The sequence below is a fragment of the Streptomyces sp. NPDC093065 genome (genome assembly GCF_044754585.1).
In the GTDB taxonomy this organism is placed as follows: domain Bacteria; phylum Actinomycetota; class Actinomycetes; order Streptomycetales; family Streptomycetaceae; genus Streptomyces.
The window spans coordinates 64,339-88,575 of sequence record NZ_JBIVPJ010000028.1 but is presented as its reverse complement, the minus strand read 5'-3'; the positions used below and the strand labels follow the sequence as shown (position 1 = coordinate 88,575).

Annotated in this window: 21 protein-coding genes; 12 read left to right on the top strand and 9 right to left on the bottom strand. The window is 68.9% G+C overall.

What is annotated here, in order from left to right:
- Positions 1 to 4 precede the first annotated feature (4 nt).
- The 6 genes from murJ to trxA all read left to right on the top strand — a co-directional run bounded on the left by murJ (position 5) and on the right by trxA (position 7,396).
- Entirely contained in the window at positions 5 to 2,416 is a 2,412-nt protein-coding gene (gene murJ, locus ACIQFU_RS34225; RefSeq protein WP_402556870.1) for a murein biosynthesis integral membrane protein MurJ, read from the top strand.
- A 139-nt stretch (positions 2,417 to 2,555) separates the two neighbouring features.
- A complete protein-coding gene (locus ACIQFU_RS34220) occupies positions 2,556 to 4,274 on the top strand; it encodes a protein kinase family protein (protein WP_402556868.1) in 1,719 nt (572 codons plus the stop codon).
- 30 nt (positions 4,275 to 4,304) lie between these two features.
- Positions 4,305 to 5,030 (top strand): RNA polymerase sigma factor SigM, encoded by a 726-nt coding sequence (gene sigM, locus ACIQFU_RS34215; RefSeq protein WP_402556866.1) that lies wholly within the window; start codon positions 4,305 to 4,307, stop codon positions 5,028 to 5,030.
- A gap of 17 nt (positions 5,031 to 5,047) precedes the next feature.
- Positions 5,048 to 5,896, top strand: a complete 849-nt coding sequence (locus tag ACIQFU_RS34210) for an anti-sigma factor family protein (RefSeq protein ID WP_402556884.1) — start codon at positions 5,048 to 5,050, stop codon at positions 5,894 to 5,896.
- 159 nt (positions 5,897 to 6,055) lie between these two features.
- The gene (trxB, locus tag ACIQFU_RS34205; RefSeq protein WP_402556864.1) at positions 6,056 to 7,024 is read left to right on the top strand and encodes a thioredoxin-disulfide reductase; all 969 of its coding nucleotides are present in this window, start codon (positions 6,056 to 6,058) and stop codon (positions 7,022 to 7,024) included.
- Positions 7,025 to 7,063: 39 nt separating this feature from the next.
- Positions 7,064 to 7,396, top strand: coding sequence for a thioredoxin (gene trxA / locus ACIQFU_RS34200; RefSeq protein WP_328561523.1), 333 nt, complete (start codon positions 7,064 to 7,066; stop codon positions 7,394 to 7,396).
- A gap of 89 nt (positions 7,397 to 7,485) precedes the next feature.
- Here the strand turns inward: trxA and ACIQFU_RS34195 are convergent, their stop codons facing one another.
- The 9 genes from ACIQFU_RS34195 to rpmH all read right to left on the bottom strand — a co-directional run bounded on the left by ACIQFU_RS34195 (position 7,486) and on the right by rpmH (position 14,496).
- Complete coding sequence (locus tag ACIQFU_RS34195; RefSeq protein WP_402556863.1) at positions 7,486 to 8,103, bottom strand: GNAT family N-acetyltransferase; 618 nt, start codon at positions 8,101 to 8,103, stop codon at positions 7,486 to 7,488.
- 327 nt (positions 8,104 to 8,430) lie between these two features.
- Positions 8,431 to 9,534, bottom strand: coding sequence for a ParB/RepB/Spo0J family partition protein (locus tag ACIQFU_RS34190; RefSeq protein WP_402556862.1), 1,104 nt, complete (start codon positions 9,532 to 9,534; stop codon positions 8,431 to 8,433).
- Positions 9,531 to 10,604 carry a ParA family protein gene (locus ACIQFU_RS34185; RefSeq protein ID WP_373905146.1) on the bottom strand — a complete coding sequence of 358 codons (1,074 nt, stop codon included), beginning with the start codon at positions 10,602 to 10,604 and terminating at the stop codon, positions 9,531 to 9,533. The genes ACIQFU_RS34190 and ACIQFU_RS34185 overlap by 4 nt, the downstream gene beginning before the upstream one ends.
- 316 nt (positions 10,605 to 10,920) lie before the next feature.
- On the bottom strand, positions 10,921 to 11,640 hold the full coding sequence (gene rsmG / locus ACIQFU_RS34180) for a 16S rRNA (guanine(527)-N(7))-methyltransferase RsmG (protein ID WP_402556860.1): 720 nt from the start codon (positions 11,638 to 11,640) through the stop codon (positions 10,921 to 10,923).
- Positions 11,641 to 11,767: 127 nt separating this feature from the next.
- Positions 11,768 to 12,280, bottom strand: coding sequence for a protein jag (locus ACIQFU_RS34175; protein WP_402556858.1), 513 nt, complete (start codon positions 12,278 to 12,280; stop codon positions 11,768 to 11,770).
- Between the two features lie 15 nt (positions 12,281 to 12,295).
- On the bottom strand, positions 12,296 to 13,591 hold the full coding sequence (yidC, locus tag ACIQFU_RS34170) for a membrane protein insertase YidC (protein WP_402556857.1): 1,296 nt from the start codon (positions 13,589 to 13,591) through the stop codon (positions 12,296 to 12,298).
- Positions 13,592 to 13,594: 3 nt separating this feature from the next.
- Entirely contained in the window at positions 13,595 to 13,969 is a 375-nt protein-coding gene (gene yidD, locus ACIQFU_RS34165; RefSeq protein WP_402556855.1) for a membrane protein insertion efficiency factor YidD, read from the bottom strand.
- Positions 13,966 to 14,337 (bottom strand): ribonuclease P protein component, encoded by a 372-nt coding sequence (gene rnpA / locus ACIQFU_RS34160; RefSeq protein ID WP_037922188.1) that lies wholly within the window; start codon positions 14,335 to 14,337, stop codon positions 13,966 to 13,968. The genes yidD and rnpA overlap by 4 nt, the downstream gene beginning before the upstream one ends.
- Before the next feature lie 21 nt (positions 14,338 to 14,358).
- Positions 14,359 to 14,496, bottom strand: coding sequence for a 50S ribosomal protein L34 (rpmH, locus tag ACIQFU_RS34155; RefSeq protein WP_003975051.1), 138 nt, complete (start codon positions 14,494 to 14,496; stop codon positions 14,359 to 14,361).
- Positions 14,497 to 14,873: 377 nt separating this feature from the next.
- Between rpmH and dnaA the strand changes: the two genes are divergently transcribed.
- The 6 genes from dnaA (at position 14,874) to gyrB (ending at position 24,224) form a co-directional block, all read left to right on the top strand.
- Entirely contained in the window at positions 14,874 to 16,856 is a 1,983-nt protein-coding gene (dnaA, locus tag ACIQFU_RS34150; protein WP_402556853.1) for a chromosomal replication initiator protein DnaA, read from the top strand.
- A gap of 932 nt (positions 16,857 to 17,788) precedes the next feature.
- A complete protein-coding gene (dnaN, locus tag ACIQFU_RS34145) occupies positions 17,789 to 18,919 on the top strand; it encodes a DNA polymerase III subunit beta (protein WP_393672004.1) in 1,131 nt (376 codons plus the stop codon).
- A gap of 201 nt (positions 18,920 to 19,120) precedes the next feature.
- A complete protein-coding gene (gnd, locus tag ACIQFU_RS34140; protein WP_402556851.1) occupies positions 19,121 to 19,996 on the top strand; it encodes a phosphogluconate dehydrogenase (NAD(+)-dependent, decarboxylating) in 876 nt (291 codons plus the stop codon).
- A 36-nt stretch (positions 19,997 to 20,032) separates the two neighbouring features.
- Entirely contained in the window at positions 20,033 to 21,154 is a 1,122-nt protein-coding gene (gene recF, locus ACIQFU_RS34135) for a DNA replication/repair protein RecF (RefSeq protein ID WP_402556850.1), read from the top strand.
- A complete protein-coding gene (locus ACIQFU_RS34130) occupies positions 21,151 to 21,729 on the top strand; it encodes a DUF721 domain-containing protein (RefSeq protein WP_402556848.1) in 579 nt (192 codons plus the stop codon). The genes recF and ACIQFU_RS34130 overlap by 4 nt, the downstream gene beginning before the upstream one ends.
- Before the next feature lie 434 nt (positions 21,730 to 22,163).
- On the top strand, positions 22,164 to 24,224 hold the full coding sequence (gene gyrB / locus ACIQFU_RS34125; RefSeq protein ID WP_402556846.1) for a DNA topoisomerase (ATP-hydrolyzing) subunit B: 2,061 nt from the start codon (positions 22,164 to 22,166) through the stop codon (positions 24,222 to 24,224).
- The last annotated feature ends 13 nt before the right edge of the window (positions 24,225 to 24,237 follow it).

Genomic DNA, 24,237 nt, shown 5'->3' with positions numbered 1-24,237 from the left:
AACCATGAACGCGCCGTACGACGGTGACCGCGGTCGGGCCGCGGACGGCTCGGGTCACCCCCAGGGCCCGCCGCCGGACCCCGGCCGGACACCGCAGCAGCCGCCCGCGGACATGTACCTCCAGGACGCCTACGACCAGGACCCCTACCGGGCGCAGGACCTCTCCGCCCAGGACCCGGTGTCCGAGGCGCTCTACGACCGCGCCGCGCACCCGCCTCCGCCACCGGGCACTTACCCGCCGCAGCAGCCGCTGTACTCCCAGCCCGCCCAGTCGTCCCACGCCCCGGACCCCCGCCTGTGGGCCCAGACCCCGGCTCCCGAACCTGAGGGTCCGACGCAGTACCTGCCGTACGGCGACGACCCTCGGACCACCCAGTTCGTGGGCGTGGACGACCTGGTCGGCCAGTCCGGTGACCAGCGTCACGAGCCGGACGCCTTCGCACACCTCTTCCGCGACCAGGAGCAGGGCGGCGGCCACCCCTCGTACGACGACCAGGCGCCCGTTCCCGCCCCCGCGCCGGGGCCGTACGGCGGCGGGACGGCGGAGCCGGGACAGTACGGCACGCCACCCGCTCCGGGGCAGTACGGAGGGCACCAGGGGGCCGGCCCGTACGGGAACGTGCCGACGCACGGCCAGTACGGCGGCCCCGCCCCGACACCCGGGCAGCACGCGGCGCCCGCACCCGGCCAGTACGCGGTAGCCCCCACCCCCGAGGCGGCCGAGGCACCCCTCCAGGAGCCCGAGCCCGCCCCCGCGGCGACGCCGGCCGCCACGCCCAAGAAGGGCGGGCGTGCGGGCGGCCTGCTGAAGTCGAGCGCTGTGATGGCGGCGGGCACGATGGTGTCGCGGCTGACCGGGTTCGTCCGGTCGGCCCTGATCGTTTCAGCGCTGGGTGTCGGCCTGCTCGGCGACACCTTCCAGGTCGCCTACCAGCTGCCCACGATGATCTACATCCTCACCGTCGGCGGCGGCCTCAACTCGGTCTTCGTACCGCAGCTCGTGCGCGCCATGAAGGACGACGAGGACGGTGGCGAGGCGTACGCCAACCGCCTGCTGACCCTCGTCATGGTGGCGCTGGGCACGCTGACAGTGCTCACGGTCCTGGCCGCGCCCCTGCTGATCCGGCTCCTGTCCAACCCGGTGGCCAGTGACCCGGCCGCGAACGAGGTCGGCATCACCTTCGTCCGCTACTTCCTGCCGTCCATCTTCTTCATGGGTCTGCACGTGGTGATGGGGCAGGTGCTCAACGCCCGTGGCAGGTTCGGCGCGATGATGTGGACCCCGGTCCTGAACAACATCGTCATCATCGTGACCCTGGGCCTGTTCATCTGGGTCTACGGCACTGCCGAGAGCTCGGGCATGAAGGTCACGAGCATCCCACCGGAAGGCGAGCGTCTGCTCGGCATCGGTGTACTGCTGGGCCTCATCGTGCAGTCCTTGGCCATGATCCCGTACCTGCGGGAGACCGGCTTCCGGCTTCGTCTGCGGTTCGACTGGAAGGGCCACGGGCTCGGCAAGGCCATCACCCTCGCCAAGTGGACGGTCCTCTTCGTGCTGGCCAACCAGGCGGGCGCCATGATCGTCATCCAGCTCTCCACCGCGGCGGGCAAGGCGTCCCCCGTGGACGGCACGGGTTTCGCCGCCTACGCCAACGCGCAGCTGATCTGGGGGCTGCCGCAGGCCATCATCACCGTCTCCCTCATGGCCGCCCTGCTGCCCCGCATCTCCCGTTCGGCATCCGAGGAGGACGGGGGAGCGGTCCGAGACGACATCTCCCAGGGCCTGCGCACCACGGCCGTCGCCATCGTGCCCGTGTCCTTCGGTTTCGTCGCGCTGGGCATCCCGATGTGCACGCTCATGTTCGGCTCCTCGGGCACCAGTGAAGCCACCAACATGGGCTACATGCTGATGGCCTTCGGCCTCGGTCTCATCCCGTACTCCGTGCAGTACGTCGTCCTGCGCGCCTTCTACGCCTACGAGGACACCCGGACGCCCTTCTACAACACCGTCATCGTGGCCGTGGTCAACGCCGCCGCCGCGGGACTGTGTTACCTGCTGCTGCCCTCCCGCTGGGCCGTCGTCGGCATGGCCGCCTCCTACGGCCTGGCCTATGTGATCGGCGTGGGCGTCGCCTGGCGCAGGCTGCGCAAGCGGCTGGGCGGGGACCTGGACGGCGCCCGGGTACTGCGCACGTACGCGCGGCTGTGCATCGCGTCCGTACCGGCCGCCCTGATCGGTGGTGCCGCCTGCTACGCGATCAGCCGTGCGCTCGGCCAGGGCACCGTGGGGTCGTTCGCCGCGCTGCTGGCCGGCGGGCTGCTGCTGTTCGGCGTCTTCTTCGTCGCCGCCCGCCGCATGCGCATCGAGGAAGTCAACTCTCTGGTCGGCATGGTGCGCGGACGCCTGGGACGCTGAGACCCGGGGTAGGCGCACAACCATCGTCCGCCGCTGTGTGTCGTGCATAGCGGCGGACTGTGGGCACAATTGGGTTCGGCGTCGGACGCGCGGATCGGGAGTCGGCCGACGCGCACGGATTGGGGAGGCAGGAACGACGGTGGCGGAACGGAGCACAGCTGCCGTCGACGTGGCAGACAACAGCGGTGATGAGCCGCTGACCGCACAGGCGGACCAGTCCACGGCCGACGGGGTGGCCAACAACCGGGAGCGGGACACGGACAGCGACGAGGCACAGGGGACCCCCACGAGCGAGGAATCCGGCAAGGCCTCGCCTCCCGAACTGCACAGCGGGCACAAGCTCGCCAGACGCTACCGCCTCGAGGAATGCGTCACCCGTCTGGACGGCTTCAGCAGCTGGCGGGCCGTCGACGAGAAGCTGCGCCGCGCCGTCGGAGTCCACCTCCTCCCGGCCGACCACGCGCGGGCCCGGTCCGTGCTGGCCGCGGCACGCTCCTCCGCCCTGCTCGGCGACCCCCGCTTCGTCCAGGTACTGGACGCCGTCGAGGACAACGACCTCGTCTACGTCGTACACGAGTGGCTCCCCGATGCCACCGAGCTGACCGCGCTCCTCGCCTCCGGACCGCTGGAGGTCTACGACGCCTACCAGATGGTCAGTCAGGTCGCGTCGGCCATGGCTGCAGCCCACCGTGAGGGCCTCGCGCATCTGCGCCTGAGCCCCAACGCGGTGCTGCGTACGTCGACGGGCCAGTGGCGGATTCGCGGACTCGCCGTCAACGCCGCGCTGCGCGGCATCAGTTCCGACACTCCGCAACGCACCGACACCGAGGCCGTCGGGGCCCTTCTGTACGCCACGCTCACCCAGCGCTGGCCGTACGAGAGCGACGCCCACGGTCTGGCGGGACTGCCCAAGGACATCGGACTGATCCCGCCGGACCAGGTGCGGGCCGGTGTCCACCGCGGCCTGTCCGAGCTGGCGATGCGGGCGCTCGCCAACGACGGCGCCACCGCCTCCCGCCATGAGTCCCCCTGCACCACGCCGGAGGAACTGGTGAAGGCGATCGGCGAGATGCCGCGCATCCGCCCGCCGGAGCCGGCCTACACCGCCCCGCCCCAGTACCAGCGCACGGCCTACCAGCAGGGCGCGTACGGCCGTCCGGCGCCGCACCCCGGTGCCACCCAGCCCGTGCCGACGCCACCGCCCCCGCTGCAGAGCCGTACCGGCAAGGCGCTGAAGTGGAGCGTCTCGGCCCTGCTGATCGCCGCACTCGGCCTCGGCAGCTGGCAGCTCGCGGACGCCCTCATGGAACGGGGCGGCAAGGCCGACAACCAGAACCAGACCCAGACGACGGACGGCAACGACAAGAACGACGAGGGGACCAAGCCGTCCAAGCCGATCACTGTGCAGGCTGCCCAGGAGTACGTCGCCAGTGGCAGTGCCCAGGCGCCGCAGGACGTGGCCCAGACCTACGACGGCGACGCCTCCACCTTCTGGCGCACGAAGAAGTACAACGAAGGCCCGCAGCTCGCGCCGTACAAGCCCGGAGTCGGCATCGTCTACGACCTCGGTTCGGCGCAGGATGTCTCGACGGCGTCGATAGGACTCCGGTACACCGGTGATCACACGACCGTGCACTTCTACGCCACCGACTCCCTGTCGCCCTCGACCGGAGTCGACGGCATGAAGGAAATCGCGAGCGCGACCACGACCGGAACCTCGCTCACGGCCAAGGCGTCCAAGCCCGTCAAGACGCGGTACGTCCTCCTGTGGATGACCGACGTGCCGAACGCTCCGTCCGACGGCTACAGCGGCGCCGGTTACAAGCAGGCGATCACCGACGTGACCTTCAAGGGCTGAGGGCCCTTCGAGGAAAGGGGGAGGAGGCCGATGGCAGATGACACCGCGTACGGCGGCATCAGCGATCAGGACCTCCTCGCCCACCACGTCCAGGGCGACCCCGAGGCCTTCGGTGAGCTCGTGCGCCGTCACCGCGACCGTCTCTGGGCGGTGGCCCTGCGGACGCTGGGAGATCGCGAGGAGGCCGCCGACGCCGTCCAGGACGCGCTTGTCTCCGCCTACCGGGCCGCCCACACCTTCCGAGGTCAGGCCGCCGTCACCACCTGGCTGCACCGGATCACGGTGAACGCCTGTCTGGACCGGGCCCGCAAGGCCGCGTCACGGAAGACCGCGCCCGTCGACGACACCGAGCGCCTGGATCAGCTTCTGGAGCCCCACGAGTCGGCTGCCGCACCCGCCGAGCGCAACGATCTGCACCGCCAGCTGCTGGAGGCCCTGAACACTCTTCCGGCCGATCAGCGGGCCGCTCTCGTCCTGGTGGACATGCAGGGCTACCCCGTCGCGGAGGCCGCCCGTGTCCTCGACGTACCGAACGGGACGATCAAGAGCCGGTGCGCCCGGGGCAGAGCCAGGCTCCTGCCGCTGCTCACCCACCTCCGGCCCGACGGCAGCGAGGAGAAGGCGAAACCGGATGTGGAGCGGAACCGGACGCAGGGGGCATCCGTCCCACCCGCAGCGGGTCCGCAGCGTGCGGGACCGTCGGAGGCAGGGCCAAGCGATTCAGCCGCAGTGAAGGGCGGAGGTGGACGAGCGTGACGTCGTCGACGACAGACATGACCGGACACCCGGACGTCGCGGAGATCTCCGACCTCGCCGAAGGCATCCTCCCGACCGCGCGGACCACCGACGTGCGGCAGCACCTGGAGAGCTGTGAGCTCTGCGCGGACGTCTACGCGTCACTGGAGGAGATCCGGGGACTGCTCGGCACCCTGCCGGCCCCGGCGCCCATGCCGGACGACGTGGCCGCACGCATCGACGCCGCCCTGGCAGCCGAGCCACTGCCGGGTGACGCCGATGGCACGCGTGTTTCACGTGAAACATCGACACCGATCGACCGACCCGCTGGGCACGCCCGCCCCTCTTCGACCGGCCCCGGCCGCAAGGACCGCCGCCGAGTCGGACGGCGACGGATCGCTGCCCTCGGCGCCGTGGCCGCCGCTGCCGCCATCGGACTCGGGGCGGTCGTCGTGTCATCCCTCAACGGGGGAAGCTCGTCCGAGGAGACCGCCCACGGGCAGCAGACAGCGCTCGCGGACACCTTCTCCGAGGGTCACCTCAAGGACAAGGTCACCGATCTCGTCGCGGAGGGGGGCGCCGAGAACGGGTCCCGCACACCTCGCAGCTTCGGCATGGAGTCCGAGAACGGTGGCGAGACCGCCGAGAACCACGTCTTCAAGCAGCCGACCGTTCCCGACTGCGTTCGTCAGGGCATCGGCCGCGACGACGCGGCGATCGCCACGGAGCCGGGCGTCTACAAGGGCAAGGAAGCACTGCTGGTGGTCCTGCCCGATGCCACCAACGACACCCGCGTCACCGCCTACATCGTCGAGTCGGCGTGTGTGGATCAGCCCGCGGTGGGCAAGGCCAAGATCCTTCTGAAGGACTCCTACGCGCGTCCGTAGCGATCGGGCTTTCCCCTCCGCCACGCAGTCCGGCGCTGTCGCCGTGTGCGCGGACACAGCGGGAATGCGCGCCCCGTAGGATCCGTTAGGTGGGGTGAGAGTTCCGAGTGCAGCTCCACCCGGCCCTGAAGACGCAGTCCAGAGACGAGGAATGAAGCCGTGAGCGACGTCCGAAACGTGATCATCATCGGCTCCGGGCCCGCCGGCTACACGGCGGCGCTCTACACCGCGCGAGCGTCGCTGAAGCCGCTGGTGTTCGAGGGTGCCGTCACTGCGGGCGGAGCCCTGATGAACACCACCGAGGTGGAGAACTTCCCCGGCTTCCAGGACGGCATCATGGGCCCCGAGCTCATGGACAACATGCGGGCCCAGGCGGAGCGCTTCGGTGCCGAGCTGATCCCGGACGACGTCGTGGCCGTCGACCTCAGCGGTGAGATCAAGACCGTCACCGACACCGCGGGAACCGTCCACCGGGCCAAGGCCGTCATCGTCACCACCGGCTCTCAGCACCGCAAGCTCGGACTGCCGAACGAGGACGCCCTGTCCGGCCGCGGTGTCTCCTGGTGCGCCACCTGTGACGGCTTCTTCTTCAAGGACCAGGACATCGCCGTGATCGGCGGCGGTGACACCGCGATGGAGGAGGCCACGTTCCTCTCCCGCTTCGCGAAGTCCGTGACCATCGTCCACCGTCGCGACACCCTGCGCGCCTCCAAGGCGATGCAGGAGCGTGCCTTCGCCGACCCCAAGATCACGTTCGTCTGGGACAGCGAGGTCGCCGAGGTCCAGGGTGACCAGAAGCTCGCGGGCCTGAAGCTGCGCAACGTGAAGACCGGCGAACTCTCGGATCTGCCGGTGACCGGTCTGTTCATCGCGATCGGCCACGATCCGCGCACCGAGCTCTTCAAGGGCCAGCTCGACCTGGACCCGGAGGGCTACCTGAAGGTCGAAGCGCCTTCGACCCACACCAACCTGACGGGCGTCTTCGGCGCCGGTGACGTAGTCGACCACACCTACCGCCAGGCGATCACCGCCGCGGGCACCGGCTGCTCCGCCGCTCTCGACGCCGAGCGGTTCCTTGCCGCCCTCAGTGACGAGGACAAGGCGGAGCCCGAGAAGACCGCCGTCTGACCACCCCATCCCCCGCACCACCCAGTTAAGGAGCCCGCCGTGGCCGGCACCCTGAAGCATGTGACCGACGCCTCCTTCGAGCAGGACGTCCTCAAGAACGACAAGCCCGTCCTGGTGGACTTCTGGGCCGCCTGGTGCGGTCCCTGCCGCCAGATCGCGCCGTCCCTCGAGGCCATCGCCGCCGAGTACGGCGACAAGATCGAGATCGTCAAGCTGAACATCGACGAGAACCCGGGTACCGCTGCCAAGTACGGCGTCATGTCCATCCCGACCCTGAACGTCTACCAGGGGGGCGAGGTCGCCAAGACCATCGTCGGTGCCAAGCCGAAGGCCGCGATCGTCCGCGACCTCGAGGACTTCATCGCCGACTGATGATCGCCGACTGACGTTTCACGTGAAACACGAATGGGCCGACCCGAACGGGTCGGCCCATTCGGCGTACAGCGGCCTCCTGTGCACCGTCACAGCGGACGCAGCGCCGGTTCCTTCTGGACGGCTCCCAGCAGGCGATCGAGTGCCATCTCCACGTCTTCCTTCCAGGAGAGCGTGGACCGGAGGTCCAGTCGCAGGCGCGGATGCCGGGGGTGTGGCCGGACCGTCTTGAAGCCCACCGCCAGCAGATGCTCCGCCGGCAGGACGCAGGCAGGCTCCTTCCAGCGGGCGTCCCCGAACGCTTCGATCGCCTTGAAGCCCCGCCGCAGAAGATCTTTGGCGACCGTCTGGACCATCACTCGGCCCAGTCCCTGACCCTGATACCCCGGCATCACGAACGCGGTCATCAGCTGGACTGCGTCCGAGGAGACCGGGCTGGTGGGGAAGGCCGCCGAGCGCGGTACATAGGCCGGCGGCGCGTAGAGAACGAAGCCCACCGACACGTCGTCGACGTAGACCACCCGGCCGCACGACCCCCAGTCCAGTAGGACCGCTGAGATCCAGGACTCCTTCTCCAGAGCGGGTCTGCCCGCCTTTACCGCGGCCTCGCCACTGACGGGGTCCAGTTCCCAGAAGACGCACGAGCGACAGCGTTGGGGAAGGTCCTGAAGGTTGTCGAGCGTGAGCGGTACGAGCCGGCGCCCCATGAAGGCTGTTCCTCGCTTCCTTCGCCTGCCGCGTCGCGGGCGGCTGTCAGAGCGCTCCGTTCCCTGAGCAGGCTCCCAACGAACCCACCGACCGCGCCCAGCCCCAAGCCCGCGCTCACCAGTTCGGTGCGGCTCATCGTTCGCATGGCCCCTGCCTTCCTCTCAGAGGTACTGCCAGGTGACAACGCCATCCCTGTCGCATCGTATCCACGATGCGGTGGCCTCGACACCGACGCAAAGCAAAGGGCGGACCGTGTTCCGGTATGCACCGGACACGGCCCGCCCTGAGGCTGTCGAAGCACCATCGGGTGCTCCACTACCCCGGCATCAGGATTCGACGTCGTCGTCCTGGTCCTCCAGAAGGCCCTTCTGCAGTACGGGGCCCTCGCCAGGGGCCAGGCTGCCGAGGATCCGCTCCAGATCGTCCATGGAGGCGAACTCCACAGTGATCTTGCCCTTCTTCTGTCCCAGGTCGACCTTCACCCGCGTCTCGAAGCGGTCCGAGAGCCGTGTCGCCAGGTCCGAAAGCGCCGGAGAGACCAGGGAGCCGGCTCGCGGACCCTTGGCCCGCTGCGGCTTCTGCGGCCGGGAACCCATCAGGGTCACGATCTCCTCGACCGAACGCACCGAGAGCCCTTCGGCCACGATGCGGTGAGCCAGCCGGTCCTGCTCCTCCGGGTCGTCGACGGACAGCAGGGCTCGCGCGTGTCCTGCGGAAAGCACACCTGCGGCCACCCGGTTCTGCACCTTCGGGGAGAGCTTCAGCAGACGCAGCGTGTTGGAGACCTGCGGACGGGAACGACCGATGCGGTCCGCCAACTGGTCGTGCGTGCAGTTGAAGTCCTTCAGCAGCTGGTCGTAGGCGAACGCCTCCTCCAGCGGGTTCAGCTGGGCGCGGTGCAGGTTCTCCAGGAGTGCGTCCAGGAGGAGCTTCTCGTCCTCCGTCGCCCGCACGATCGCCGGGATGGCATCCAGTTCCAGCTCTCGGCAGGCCCGGAAGCGGCGCTCACCCATGATGAGCTCATAGCGCCCGGGCTCCGTCGGCCGCACAACGACCGGCTGGAGCAGGCCGACCTCTTTGATGGAGGTGACAAGCTCGGCCAGCGCGTCGTCGTCGAAGTCCTTGCGCGGCTGCTTCGGGTTCGGCGTGATGGCGTCGAGAGGCACCTCGGCGAAGTGCGCCCCCATGGGAGGACGGAGCCCTTCCACACCGTGAGGTGCCGTCGGCTCCTCCGTTTCACGTGAAACGTGCGGCAGCGTGGCCACCTTCGCCGCGGCCACTCCACGTTCGTTCGGCAGCAGAGGCATCGCCGCCCCCGGGGACGCGGAAGCCGCGGTACCCAACGCTGCCGAGGCGACCGACTTCTCGGTCGGGGCGTTGGGGATCAGTGCGCCCAGACCACGGCCCAGCCCCCTCCGTCGCTCACTCACTGGATCCCCTCCACCATGTTCGGATCATTCTGAGCGCCGACATGAGCGTGGGTCGCGTCATAGTTGACGCCCACGCCCTTCAGCGCGATCTCACGGGCCGCCTCCAGGTAGGAGAGGGCTCCACTTGATCCTGGATCGTAGGTCAGTACCGTCTGCCCATAGCTCGGGGCCTCGGAGATACGGACCGAGCGGGGAATGCTCGTCCGTAGCACCTCCTCACCGAAGTGGCTGCGCACCTCGTCCGCGACCTGGGACGCAAGCCGCGTCCGGCCGTCGTACATGGTGAGGAGGATCGTCGACACATGCAGCGTGGGGTTGAGGTGCCCCCGTACCAGGTCGACGTTGCGCAGCAGCTGTCCCAGCCCTTCCAACGCGTAGTACTCGCATTGAATGGGGATCAGCACCTCCTGGCCCGCGACGAGCGCATTGACCGTCAGCAGGCCGAGAGAGGGCGGGCAGTCGATGAGGATGTAGTCCAGCGGCTGCTCATACGCCGTGATGGCCCGCTGGAGCCGGCTCTCGCGGGCCACCAGAGAGACCAGTTCGATCTCCGCACCGGCGAGATCGATGGTCGCTGGCGCACAGAACAGGCCCTCGACATCGGGGACCGGCTGGACCACTTCCGAGAGCGGACGGCTCTCGACCAGCACGTCGTAGATGGAGGGCACATCGGCGTGATGGTCGATACCCAGCGCGGTGGACGCGTTGCCCTGTGGGTCGAGGTCGACGACCAGTACTCTCGCACCGTGCAGGGCGAGTGACGCGGCAAGGTTGACGGTCGTCGTCGTCTTGCCCACACCGCCCTTCTGGTTTGCTACGACCATGACCCGGGTCTGCTCGGGCCGTGGCAGCCCCTCGCCGGCGCGGCCCAGAGCCTCCACCGCCAGTTGGGCAGCACGACCGATCGGAGTGTCGTCCATCGGAGGCGGTGTTTCACGTGAAACATCCGCCCCCATCGACTCGGTACGGGGACCGGGGACCGGATCGGTCATCGGTCCCGCGATATTGGCGTCGGACCGCAAGGATTCACTCTCCTCGACTTCAGGCTCGCAATGAACAGAGCCTCCCATGCCTTCGGGGTCATGAACCAGTGAGGCCTGGTCTTCTGTGGAGAAATCCACCTCTGTGGACAACTCCGTGCCCTCTCCGAGCGACCCGAGAGGCTTTCGGTCGCGTGGATCGGCCGCGGCGCGGCCGCGACTGATAATGCCGTGCAGCAGTGAGCGACGTTTCACGTGAAACACGATGCAGCGCGGCCGATGCCGAACTGCCGCGACACTCCGGCGCGCGTGAGCAGGGCAGCTTGTGTGGAGTACGGCAGACCGTCAGAGTAAGCCCGGAGCAGGCCCGCGCCGCCACGTCACCCAGCAGCCACCGACGCGGACGCTATCCGCGACGCCGCCTTGTCCGTCCGGTCCGGGCGGCCTTGGCCCGCTTGGCCGCGAAACGCACCCCGCCGGGGCTCTCGCCGACCTCGACCCGTACCACGGTGGACATGGGTTCCACGACGCCCTCGCCGACGTGCAGGATGGACGTCACCTCGGCCCCGAGTTTGCTCAGCGCCGCGGTCGCCGCCTTCAGCTCCTCCTCAGCCGTGTCGCCCTTGAGGGCGAGCATCTCGCCGTACGGACGCAGCAGCGGGATGCCCCAGGTGGCGAGCCGGTCCAGCGGAGCGACGGCACGGGCAGTCACCACATGCACCGGCGGCAGCTTGCCCATGACCTCCTCGGCCCGGCCTCGTACGACAGTGACATGGTCCAGGCCCAGCAGTTCCACGACCTCGGTGAGGAAGTTCGTGCGCCGCAGCAGCGGCTCCAGGAGAGTGATCTTCAGGTCCTCCCGTACCAACGCCAACGGGATGCCCGGCAGGCCGGCGCCGGAGCCGACGTCGCACACCGTCACGCCCTCGGGTACGACCTCGGAGAGCACCGCGCAGTTCAGCAGGTGACGCTCCCAGAGCCGGGGCACTTCACGCGGACCGATCAGACCGCGCTTCACCCCCGCCTCGGCGAGCAGTTCCGCGTAACGGACCGCGTCCGCGTAGCGATCACCGAACACGTCACGTGCCTGCTCGGGTACAGGGGGGAGCTCCGCTGCCTCCGACACGGGGGACCGTCCTTCCGTACGGCACCGTCGCACGAGGCGCAGGTGCCAGAACCACCAGAACTATCAGGCTGACAAAATTCGGCCCCGCCTGCGCAACAGACGGGGCCGGAGAACGAGAGGGAACCGATCAGGCAGGGAGCACGACGACGAAGCGCTCCGGCTCCTCGCCCTCGGACTCACTGCGCAGTCCTGCGGCCTTGACCGCGTCATGCACGACCTTGCGCTCGAAGGGCGTCATCGGCTCGAGCCGCACGGACTCGCCGCTGCTCCTGACCTCGGCTGCGGCCTTGGCGCCCAGCTCGGACAGCTCGGCGCGCTTGCCCGCCCGGTACTCCGCGATGTCGAGCATCAGCCGGCTGCGGTCACCGGTCTCCCGGTGCACGGCCAGGCGCGTCAGCTCCTGCAGAGCCTCCAGCACCTCGCCGTCCCGGCCGACCAGCTTCTCCAGGTCCCGGCTCTTGCTGTCGCTGATGATCGAGACGGAGGCACGGTCGGCCTCGACGTCCATGTCGATGTCGCCGTCGAGGTCGGCGATGTCGAGCAGACCCTCCAGGTAGTCCGCGGCGATCTCGCCCTCCTGCTCAAGGCGGGTCAGGGTGTCCGCGCCCTCGGCAGCGGCGGAGGTGGTGCCTTCCGTCACGGGATGGACTCCTTCTTACTTCTTCGACGGGGACTTGGGCCGCTGCGGGCCCTTGCGCTGTCCGGACTGGGCCTTGCTGCGGCCACCGCCGCCGGACTTCTGAGCCGGCTTCTTGGCACCGGCGGCGGACTTGGTGTCCTGCTTGCCGGCCGGTTTGCCGTCCTGCGGCTCGTCCGGCTTGGTCAGCGACGTCTTCGGCTCGGCCTCACCGGCGGGCTTGGCCTGGCGCTGGGACTTGCTCTGCCGCTTGGGCTGCTGGCGCTTGGGCTGGCCCGTGGTCGTCACGGTCGAGCCGTCCGCGCTCTGGGCGGCCACATCGGCCTCGCTCTTCACCACGTTGCCGTCGGCCTGAGCCGCCAGACCCGCCTTGTTCAGACCGTTGATGAACTTCCGCTCGGCCTCGTTGCGGTCCCGGCCCTTGGCGACAATGGCCTTCACGATGGCCTTCTCGCCTCGGCTACGGGTCTTGCCGTGCTCGGTGACGCTCTTGTGCAGCCGCTCCAGGTAGGACGCCTGCGCCTTGGAGCCCGGCGTCGGGTTGTTGCGGATGACGTACATCTGCTGGCCCATGGTCCACACGTTGGTGGTCAGCCAGTAGACGAGGACACCGACGGGGAAGTTGACGCCGAAGACGGCGAACATGACGGGGAAGACGTACATCAGCATCTTCTGCTGCTGCATGAACGGCGTCTTCACCGTGGTGTCGACGTTCTTCGTCATCAGCTGGCGCTGGGTGAAGAACTGCGAGGCCGACATCATCACGATCATGATCGCGGTGACGATCCGGACGTTGGTCAGCGAGGCGTCGAGCGCGGAGACGTCGCTCTCGCTGCTGAAGAACTTGGAGGCCAGCGGGGCACCGAAGATGTGCGCCTTCTGCGCGCTCTCCAGCAGGCTCTGGTTGACCGCGCCGATGGTGTCGCCGGAGGCGATGCCGTTGAGCACGTGGTACAGGGCAAAGAAGAACGGAGACTGCGCCAGGATGGGAAGGCACGAGGAGAGCGGGTTGGTACCCGTCTCCTTGTACAGCTTCATCATCTCTTCGGACTGACGCTGCTTGTCGTTCTTGTAGCGCTCCTGGATCTTCTTCATCTCCGGCTGGAGCGTCTGCATCCCGCGCGTCGCCTTGATCTGCTTCACGAACAGCGGGATCAGGCAGATACGGATGAGGATCACCAGGGACACGATGGACAGGCCCCAGGCCCATCCGGTGTCAGGTCCGAAGATCGCCCCGTACACCGTGTGGAACTGGACGATGACCCAGGAGACGGGCCAGGTGATAAAGCTGAAGAGGCTGGCAATCGTGTCCACTAATCATGCTCCTTGGGCATGGGGCGAGGTCTCTGCGGCCGGGCTCGGAGGATCGGACTGGCTCGGGTGAGCAGGCCGTCCTTCGGTGGCCGGTTCGGCGGCGGAGGTCCCGCCCTTGCGTGCCCGCCAGGCGGCACGCAGCATTTCGTGCCACCGCGGACGCTTGCGCGGCGGAACATGGTCCACGCCGCCCAGCGACCACGGATTGCACCGCAGGATGCGCCAGGCGGTGAGCGCCGTGCCCTTGACGGCTCCGTGCCGGTCGATGGCCGTGTAGCCGTAGTGGGAACACGACGGGTAGTACTTGCACACCGGTCCGAGCAGCGGACTGATCGTCCACTGGTAGAGCTTGATCAGAGCCAGCAGCGGGTACTTCATCGCGCGCCCCCTCCCAGTAGCCGCGCCAGGGCGGCGTCCAGGTCTCGGGCCAGCTGTGCATGGTCGGCGTCACCCGCACCGGGCAGCGCTCGTACGACTACCAGGCTACCGGGGGGCAACAGGTCGATCCGGTCGCGCATCAGATGGCGAAGCCTGCGCTTCACCTTGTTGCGCACGACCGCGCCACCCACGGCTTTGCTCACGACGAAACCCGCACGTGTCCGGGGAGCGCTCTCCCCAGGCGCGTGCGGGTCCGTGGCACCGCTTCGAAGGTGAACAACGAGGGCCGGGCGGCCGGCCCGGCGGCCCCGTCGTACCGCGGTCGCGAAGTCCTCGCGCCGCCTCAGCCGGTTCTCGGTGGGCAGCACGACGTCATGACCTGACCGGGATCAGGCGGACAGACGGGCGCGACCCTTGCTGCGGCGGGTCGCGAGAATCGCGCGGCCGGCACGGGTACGCATACGCAGCCGGAAGCCGTGGGTCTTCGCGCGGCGACGGTTGTTCGGCTGGAAGGTGCGCTTGCTCACTCGGGGGCTCCAGAAAGATTCGGGTGTTGGCGGGGTGCCGTCCTGGCTGTCACCGTGCGCCCACGAGTAGCTCGCGTTACGCCCGAGTGCACCGCTTTTCGATCACCTTGTACGTGACCTGTGCCCATCGGAGGCAGGCGGCAGCAGCCATCGACAACTCGACCTGGTTACGGTACGTGCGACTGCGCCATTCGGTCAAACCAGCGGTGACCGGGAGACACTTGTCCACAGGCTGGGGACAACAACTTGAACCCTACCCGCCGCGCTGACTACCGTGACTGGACTCCGATTCGTTCCCTTATCCCTGCCCCAACCGAGTTTCATCCCGACCCGTCCCCGAATCACACCTTCGAGGGACTCGTGAGAGAGCGTGCCCTGTGGCTGACGTACCTGCCGATCTTGCCGCAGTGTGGCCACGCGTATTGGAGCAACTCCTCGGAGAGGGCCGCGGGCAGGGCGTCGAGTCGAAGGACGAGCACTGGATCCGCCGCTGCCAGCCGCTCGCGCTGGTCGCGGACACCGCCCTGCTCGCCGTACCGAACGAATTTGCGAAGGGCGTACTGGAAGGCCGTCTCGCCCCGATCGTCAGCGAGACCCTGAGCCGCGAGTGCGGCCGCCCGATCCGCATCGCGATCACCGTGGACGACACCGCGGGCGAACCGGCCGGCCCGGCTCCGCAGGCACCCCAAGCGCCGCCCTCCCGCCCCCAGCCCCGGTACGAGGAGCCCGAGCTCCCCGCCCCCGGCCAGGGCGGCCGCGAGGAGTACCGCGACGAGTACGAGGGGTACGGCCGCAACCGCGGCGACCAGCTGCCCACCGCCCGGCCCGCCTACCCGCAGGAGTACCAGCGCCCCGAGCCCGGCTCCTGGCCCCGCCCCGCACAGCAGGACGACTACGGCTGGCAGCAGCAGCGCCTCGGCTTCCCGGAACGGGACCCCTACGCGTCCCCGTCCCAGGAGCCCTACGGCCAGGAGCCGCCGCCGTACCCCCACGAGTCCCACAACCCGTACCCGCGGGACTACCGGCCGAAGCCGCCGGAACGCCCGCCGTACGACTCCCCGCGCGATGAGTACGAGCCGCCCCGGAGCGACTACGACAAGCCCCGCGGGGACTACGAGCAGTCCCGGGGCGAGTACGACGGCCCGCGCGGCGACTACGACCAGCAGCGGAGTGACTACGACCAGCGCGGTCCCCGCCGGGACCTGCCCGAGCCCCCGGCCGGTTCCGGACACGTCCACCGCGGCGGTCCCGTCGGCCCCGGACCCGCCACCGGGGCGCCCGGCCCGCTGGCCGCACAGCCCGCGCCGGCGACCGGTCCGGGCGAGCCGACCGCGCGCCTGAACCCGAAGTACCTCTTCGACACCTTCGTCATCGGCGCCTCCAACCGCTTCGCCCACGCGGCGGCAGTGGCCGTCGCCGAGGCACCCGCCAAGGCCTACAACCCCCTCTTCATCTACGGGGAGTCGGGACTCGGCAAGACCCACCTCCTGCACGCCATCGGGCACTACGCGCGCAGCCTCTACCCGGGCACCCGGGTGCGCTACGTCAGCTCGGAGGAGTTCACCAACGAGTTCATCAACTCCATCCGCGACGGCAAGGGCGACAGCTTCCGCAAGCGCTACCGCGAGATGGACATCCTGCTCGTCGACGACATCCAGTTCCTCGCGGACAAGGAGTCGACGCAGGAGGAGTTCTTCCACACCTTCAACACCCTGCACAACGCGAACAAGCAGATCGTGCTCTCCAGCGACCGGCCGCCCAAGCAGCTGGTGACGCTGGAGGACCGGCTCCGCAACCGCTTCGAGTGGGGGCTGATCACCGACGTCCAGCCGCCGGAGCTGGAGACCCGCATCGCGATCCTGCGCAAGAAGGCGGTGCAGGAGCAGCTCAACGCCCCACCGGAGGTACTGGAGTTCATCGCCTCCCGCATCTCGCGCAACATCCGCGAGCTAGAGGGCGCCCTGATCCGGGTGACCGCGTTCGCGTCGCTCAACCGGCAGCCGGTGGATCTTGGACTCACCGAGATCGTCCTCAAGGACCTGATCCCGGGCGGCGAGGACTCGGCCCCCGAGATCACCTCGACGGCCATCATGGGCGCGACCGCCGACTACTTCGGTCTCACCGTCGAGGACCTGTGCGGCACCTCGCGCGGGCGCGCGCTGGTGACGGCCCGGCAGATCGCCATGTACCTGTGCCGGGAGCTGACGGATCTCTCACTGCCGAAGATCGGGGCGCTGTTCGGCGGCCGGGACCACACCACGGTGATGCACGCCGACCGCAAGATCCGCAATCTGATGGCCGAGCGGCGCTCGATCTACAACCAGGTGACCGAGCTGACCAACCGCATCAAGAACGGCTGACGGCCGCCGGAACCGGCCGCACGGCGCCCCTGGACTCCCCGGGGGCGCCTTTTTCGTGCCCATGAGGCAAGCGCCCCCTGCAGTCCTGCCCCCCTCCGCCGGTCCCGTCGGCGCTCCTCCACCCGCAGCGGTCGCACGGCCGTCCTGTCCGCTGTTCGAATATGTGCGGGGTTACGGCCGTCCTCCACAGATTCGGGCACTTTTTTCCTTCCACACCTTGGGGACTGGGAAGTTGTCCCGATCCTGTCCACAGGCCAGGCTGGTGAGGGATCATCAGGGCAGGTCAGCTGCCTGTGGATTCGTGGACGAACGATCTCCACAGGCTGTGGACGAAAAAATGATCCACAGGCTGTGCATTGAGTTGTCCACGGGCAACCCACAGGCTGGAGGGGGTTGTCCCCAGCAATCCCCAGCTTCTCCACATGCCTGTCCACTGTTCGGCAACGTGACGCGCCCCGTCACCGCGTCGAGTGAAAGGCGTCACACCAGGCTGCCTGGTTGGGCTGTGGGAAACGTGGGTAAACCTGGGGACGGCTCTGGGGAGAACTCGCCCCTCCCTGTGCACGCTGTGTGCAGAACTTTCTGTTCTCCACAGACGGGCCCGGTTTTCCACCGGCTCCGCCCACAGGGCCAGTGGACAAAAAAGCCGCTCTGACCTGGGCAAACGAGGTTATCCACGGTATCCACAGGCCCTACTACTACTGACGACTAGAGAGAGTGCGGAATTCGTTTCGAAGCGGGTCCTGTGCACAACTCGCTCTCTCGAGCCCGACCGCCCCTCGTCACGACTTGACCCCGAACGGCACCTACTGTCAGTGGGGTGCGTCAGACTGGTCCCCGGTGTTCTGCCCCTCACAGCGGCGGACGACACCGGTCAGACGACGAAGGCGAAGCAGGGCGAGCAGCGCCGGCAACAGCAGGAGGCGGCAACAGTGAAGATCCGGGTGGAACGCGACGTACTCGCGGAGGCAGTGGCCTGGGCGGCTCGCAGCCTCCCGGCCCGTCCGCCGGCGCCGGTCCTCGCGGGCCTGCTGCTGAAGGCCGAGGAGGGACAGCTGAGCCTGTCCGGCTTCGACTACGAGGTCTCGGCGCGGGTGTCCGTGGAGGCGGAGATCGAGGAAGAGGGCACGGTCCTCGTCTCCGGGCGCCTGCTCGCGGACATCTCCCGCGCCCTGCCCAACCGGCCGGTGGAGATTTCCACAGACGGTGTACGGGCGACGGTGGTCTGCGGCTCCTCGCGGTTCACCCTCCACACCCTGCCGGTGGAGGAGTACCCGGCGCTGCCGCAGATGCCGGAGGCGACGGGCACGGTCCCCGGCGAGGTCTTCGCCTCGGCCGTGCAGCAGGTGGCGATCGCCGCGGGCCGCGACGACACGCTGCCCGTCCTGACCGGTGTGCGCATCGAGATCGAGGGCGACTCGGTGACCCTGGCCTCCACCGACCGCTACCGCTTCGCGGTCCGCGAGTTCCTGTGGAAGCCGGAGAACCCGGACATCTCCGCGGTCGCCCTGGTGCCCGCCAAGACGCTCCAGGACACCGCCAAGGCGCTGACCAGCGGTGACCAGGTGATCCTGGCGCTGTCGGGCTCGGGCGCGGGCGAGGGCCTGATCGGTTTCGAGGGCGCGGGCCGCCGGACGACGACGCGTCTGCTGGAGGGCGACCTCCCGAAGTACAAGACGCTGTTCCCGACGGAGTTCAACAGCATCGCGGTGATCGAGACCGCCCCCTTCGTGGAGGCCGTCAAGCGTGTGGCCCTCGTCGCCGAGCGCAACACCCCGGTGCGGCTCAGCTTCGAGCAGGGCGTGCTCATCCTGGAGGCCGGTTCCAGCGACGACGCACAGGCTGTGGAAAGGGTCGACGCCCAGCTGGAGGGCGACGACATCTCGATCGCCTTCAACCCGACCTTCCTGCTGGACGGCCTGAGTGCCATCGACTCCCCGGTCGCCCAGCTGTCCTTCACGACGTCCACGAAGCCGGCACTGCTCAGCGGCAAGCCCGCGGTGGACGCCGAGGCGGACGAGGCCTACAAGTACCTGATCATGCCGGTGCGGCTGAGCGGCTGAGCCAGGCCGCCGCACCGTCGGTGGCTGTCCACAGGGTGGGGACGAACCCGCAGGTGGGGGCATACGTCTGAGCGCGTATGCCCACAGCTGTGCACGGGCGTCCGGGTTTAGGCTCGACGCGGGTACGAAAGTGCCGCGGCACGCATCCGGAGGGTACGGAGGTGCCGCCTTGCCACCTCGCACACCTAAGGAACGCAACTGATGGAGCTCGGTCTCGTCGGCCTCGGCAAGATGGGCGGCAACATGCGCGAGCGGATCCGCCGCGCGGGCCACACCGTCGTCGGATACGACCGCAACCCGGACCTCGCCGACGTCCACAGCCTGGAAGAGCTTGTGGGCAAGCTCGGCGCACCGCGCGTGGTGTGGGTGATGGTCCCGGCCGGCGAGGCCACCCAGGCCACCGTCGACCGGCTCGGCGAGTTGCTGGAACCCGGCGACGTCGTCGTGGACGGCGGCAACTCCCGCTGGACGGACGACGAGAGGCACGCCGAGGAGCTGGCGGCCAAGGGCATAGGCTTCGTCGACTGCGGCGTCTCCGGCGGCGTGTGGGGCCTGGAGAACGGCTACGCACTGATGTACGGCGGCGACGCGGAGAACGTCGCCAAGGTGCAGCCGGTCTTCGACGCGCTCAAGCCGGAGGGCGACTTCGGGGCCGTGCACGCCGGCAAGGTGGGCGCCGGCCACTTCGCGAAGATGGTTCACAACGGCATCGAGTACGCGATGATGCAGGCCTACGCCGAGGGCTGGGAGCTGCTGGAGAAGGTCGACTCCGTGGAGAACGTCCGCGAGGTCTTCCGCTCCTGGCAGGAGGGCACGGTGATCCGCTCCTGGCTCCTCGACCTGGCCGTCAACGCGCTCGACGACGACGAGCACCTGGACGGGCTCCGGGGTTATGCACAGGACTCCGGTGAGGGACGCTGGACTGTGGAGGCGGCGATCGACAACGCGGTGCCGCTGCCCGCGATCACGGCCTCCCTCTTCGCGCGGTTCGCGTCCCGGCAGGACGATTCGCCGCAGATGAAGATGATCGCGGCGCTGCGCAACCAGTTCGGCGGCCACGCGGTCGAGAAGAAGTAAGCAACACCCGAAGGTTGGGGAGGTCGGCGCACGACCATGCACGTCACGCATCTGTCGCTGGCCGACTTCCGTTCGTACGCCCGGGTCGAGGTGCCCCTGGACCCGGGCGTCACCGCCTTCGTGGGACCCAACGGGCAGGGCAAGACGAACCTCGTCGAGGCGGTCGGCTACCTGGCCACCCTCGGCAGCCACCGGGTCTCCTCCGACGCCCCCCTGGTGCGCATGGGCGCCGAGCGGGCCGTGATCCGCGCCCAGGTCCGGCAGGGCGAGCGGCAGCAGCTGATCGAGCTGGAGCTGAACCCGGGCAAGGCCAACCGGGCCCGTATCAACAGGTCCTCGCAGGTCAGACCGCGTGACGTAGTGGGCATCGTGCGCACCGTCCTGTTCGCCCCCGAGGACCTGGCGCTGGTGAAGGGCGATCCCGGCGAGCGGCGCCGTTTCCTGGACGAGCTGATCACCGCACGCTCCCCGCGGATGGCCGGCGTGCGCTCGGACTACGACCGGGTCCTCAAGCAGCGCAACACCCTGCTGAAGTCGGCCGCGCTCGCCCGCCGGCACGGCGGCCGCACGATGGACCTCTCCACGCTCGACGTCTGGGACCAGCACCTCGCGCGCGCGGGCGCGGAACTGCTCGCGCAGCGCCTGGACCTGATCGCGGCGGTGCAGCCGCTGGCCGACAAGGCCTACGAGCAGCTGGCCCCGGGCGGCGGCCCCCTTGCCCTGGAGTACAAGCCGTCGGCGCCCGGCGAGGCGCACACCCGTGAGGACCTGTACGAGCAGCTGACGGCCGCGCTCGCCGAGGCGCGCAAGCAGGAGATCGAGCGGGGCGTCACGCTGGTCGGTCCGCACCGGGACGACCTGCTGCTCAAGCTCGGCTCGCTGTCCGCCAAGGGCTACGCCTCCCACGGCGAGTCGTGGTCGTACGCGCTGGCGCTCAGGCTGGCGTCGTTCGACCTGCTGCGGGCCGAGGGCAACGAGCCGGTGCTGGTCCTGGACGACGTCTTCGCCGAGCTGGACGCGCGGCGCCGGGAGCGGCTGGCCGAGCTGGTGGCGCCCGGGGAGCAGGTCCTGGTGACGGCCGCGGTCGACGACGACGTACCGGACGTGCTGGCGGGGGCGAGGTTCACGGTGGCGCAGGGCACGGTGGAGCGCGTATGAGCGCCGACGGGCCGGCCCCCGGGGGCCGCAGGAAGGACCACGAGAAGGACCTCGGGAGCGGCGGCCCGGAGCCGTCCGGCGTCGACCTCGCGCGCGTGGCGCTCAGGGCCGCGCGGGAGGCGGCACGCGCGCGTGGTGACGCGGCCCAGCAGAAGAAGCAGGCGCGTCGTGGCGGTCTGCGCTCCGGGGCGAGGGCCGACGGCCGTGACCCCATGGCGCTGGGTTCCGCGATCAACCGGCTGATCACCGAGCGCGGCTGGGAGACACCCGCGGCCGTGGGCGGGGTGATGGGCCGCTGGCCGCAGATCGTCGGTGAGGACGTCGCGAAGCACTGTGTGCCGGAGCGGTACGACGAGGACGAGCGGGTGCTGGTGGTGCGCTGCGACTCGACGGCCTGGGCGACGAACCTGCGGCTGCTCGCGCCGACGCTGGTGGCCCGGATCAACGAGGACCTGGGCCACGGGTCGGTGCGGATGATCAAGGTGCTGGGGCCCGGCGGTCCGGGTGGTCCGGGCCGGCGCTACGGGCCGTTGCGGGCGCCCGGCAGCCAGGGTCCCGGAGACACCTACGGGTGACGAACAGGCGATCTGGCACCTCGTCAGGGCTGCGTGATGTACCTCACAAAAATCGGTGCCGGTGGGCCCTCTGAAGCGCCGGCGCCCCCCGTGTCGTACCACCGCGCGGGCCCGCCCACCACGATCTGACTCCCAAGTAGCCAAGGGTTGACGCCTCGAAGCGCTGAGTGCCGTTGTGAGCCTCCTGAGGCCCCCATCCGCATATCGGGAGTCGGACAAGGCTCGTTCAGGGCGGCACATGCGGACTCAGGTACCGGCAAACCCCCATCAGTGTCAGTGGTACCGGTAGAATGAGAGAGAATCCCGCCCCGAACCTGGGGACCGTCCGGGACTAGCTGAGCAACGCTGATCAAGGCTTACCAACGCAACATGCCGCAGCCGCTCCGGCAACCTGCCGACGAGCCCGGCTCGTGCTGTGCCAGAAAGGGCGCTTCGTGGCCGATTCCGGCAACCCCAACGAGAACAACCCGTCCACCGACACCGGCGTGAACGACGCGGTGAGCATCGCGCACGGCGAGGCCCACACCTCGTACGACGCCAGTGCCATCACCGTCCTCGAGGGTCTGGACGCGGTCCGCAAGCGACCCGGCATGTACATCGGCTCGACCGGTGAACGCGGCCTGCACCACCTGGTGCAGGAGGTCGTGGACAACTCCGTCGACGAGGCGCTCGCCGGTCACGCGGACACGATCGACGTCACGATCCTCGCCGACGGCGGTGTCCGGGTCGTCGACAACGGCCGCGGCATCCCGGTGGGCATCGTCCCGTCCGAGGGGAAGCCCGCCGTCGAGGTCGTGCTGACCGTGCTGCACGCGGGCGGCAAGTTCGGCGGCGGCGGCTACGCGGTCTCCGGTGGTCTGCACGGCGTGGGTGTCTCCGTCGTCAACGCCCTTTCCACGCGGGTCGCGGTGGAGGTCAAGACCGACGGCTACCGCTGGACGCAGGAGTACAAGCTGGGCGTCCCCACGGCGTCGCTCGCCCGGCACGAGGCCACCGAGGAGACCGGCACGTCGGTCACCTTCTGGGCCGACGGCGACATCTTCGACTCCACCGACTACTCCTTCGAGACGCTCTCCCGGCGCTTCCAGGAGATGGCCTTCCTCAACAAGGGCCTGAAGATCAACCTCACCGACGAGCGCGAGTCGGCGAAGGCCACCGCCGGCGCGGACGAGGCGGGCGAGGACGAGAAGCACGAGGACAAGAGCGTCTCGTACCACTACGAGGGCGGCATCGTCGACTTCGTCACGTACCTCAACTCCCGCAAGGGAGAGCTGGTGCATCCCACCGTGATCGACCTTGAGGCCGAGGACAAGGACAAGAGCCTGTCCCTCGAGGTCGCCATGCAGTGGAACGGCGGCTACACCGAGGGCGTGTACTCCTTCGCCAACATCATCCACACGCACGAGGGCGGCACGCACGAGGAGGGCTTCCGCGCGGCGCTCACCTCGCTGATCAACAAGTACGCGCGCGACAAGAAGCTGCTCCGCGAGAAGGACGACAACCTCACGGGTGACGACATCCGCGAGGGTCTGACGGCGATCATCTCGGTCAAGCTGGCGGAGCCGCAGTTCGAGGGCCAGACCAAGACGAAGCTGGGCAACACCGAGGTGAAGACCTTCGTGCAGAAGGTCGTCTACGAGCACCTGACGGACTGGCTCGACCGCAATCCCAACGAGGCCGCGGACATCATCCGCAAGGGCATCCAGGCGGCCCACGCGCGCGTGGCGGCTCGCAAGGCGCGTGACCTGACGCGCCGCAAGGGTCTGCTGGAGTCGGCGTCGCTGCCGGGCAAGCTGTCCGACTGCCAGTCCAACGACCCGACCAAGTGCGAGATCTTCATCGTCGAGGGCGACTCCGCCGGCGGCTCGGCCAAGTCCGGCCGGAACCCGCAGTACCAGGCGATCCTCCCGATCCGCGGCAAGATCCTCAACGTCGAGAAGGCGCGCATCGACCGGATCCTGCAGAACCAGGAGATCCAGGCGATGATCTCCGCGTTCGGCACCGGGGTGCACGAGGACTTCGACATCGAGAAGCTCCGCTATCACAAGATCATTCTGATGGCGGACGCCGACGTCGACGGCCAGCACATCAACACCCTGCTGCTGACCTTCCTGTTCCGCTTCATGCGGCCGCTGGTCGAGTCCGGGCACGTGTACCTGTCCCGCCCCCCGCTGTACAAGATCAAGTGGGGCCGGGACGACTTCGAGTACGCGTACTCCGACCGCGAGCGCGACGCGCTGATCGAGATGGGCCGCAACGCCGGCAAGCGCATCCGCGAGGACTCCGTGCAGCGCTTCAAGGGCCTCGGCGAGATGAACGCCGAGGAACTGCGCATCACGACCATGGACCAGGAGCACCGCGTGCTCGGCCAGGTCACGCTCGACGACGCCGCGCAGGCCGACGACCTGTTCTCGGTGCTGATGGGCGAGGACGTCGAGGCCCGGCGCGCGTTCATCCAGCGCAACGCCAAGGACGTCCGCTTCCTCGACATCTGAGTCGGTCTCAGCT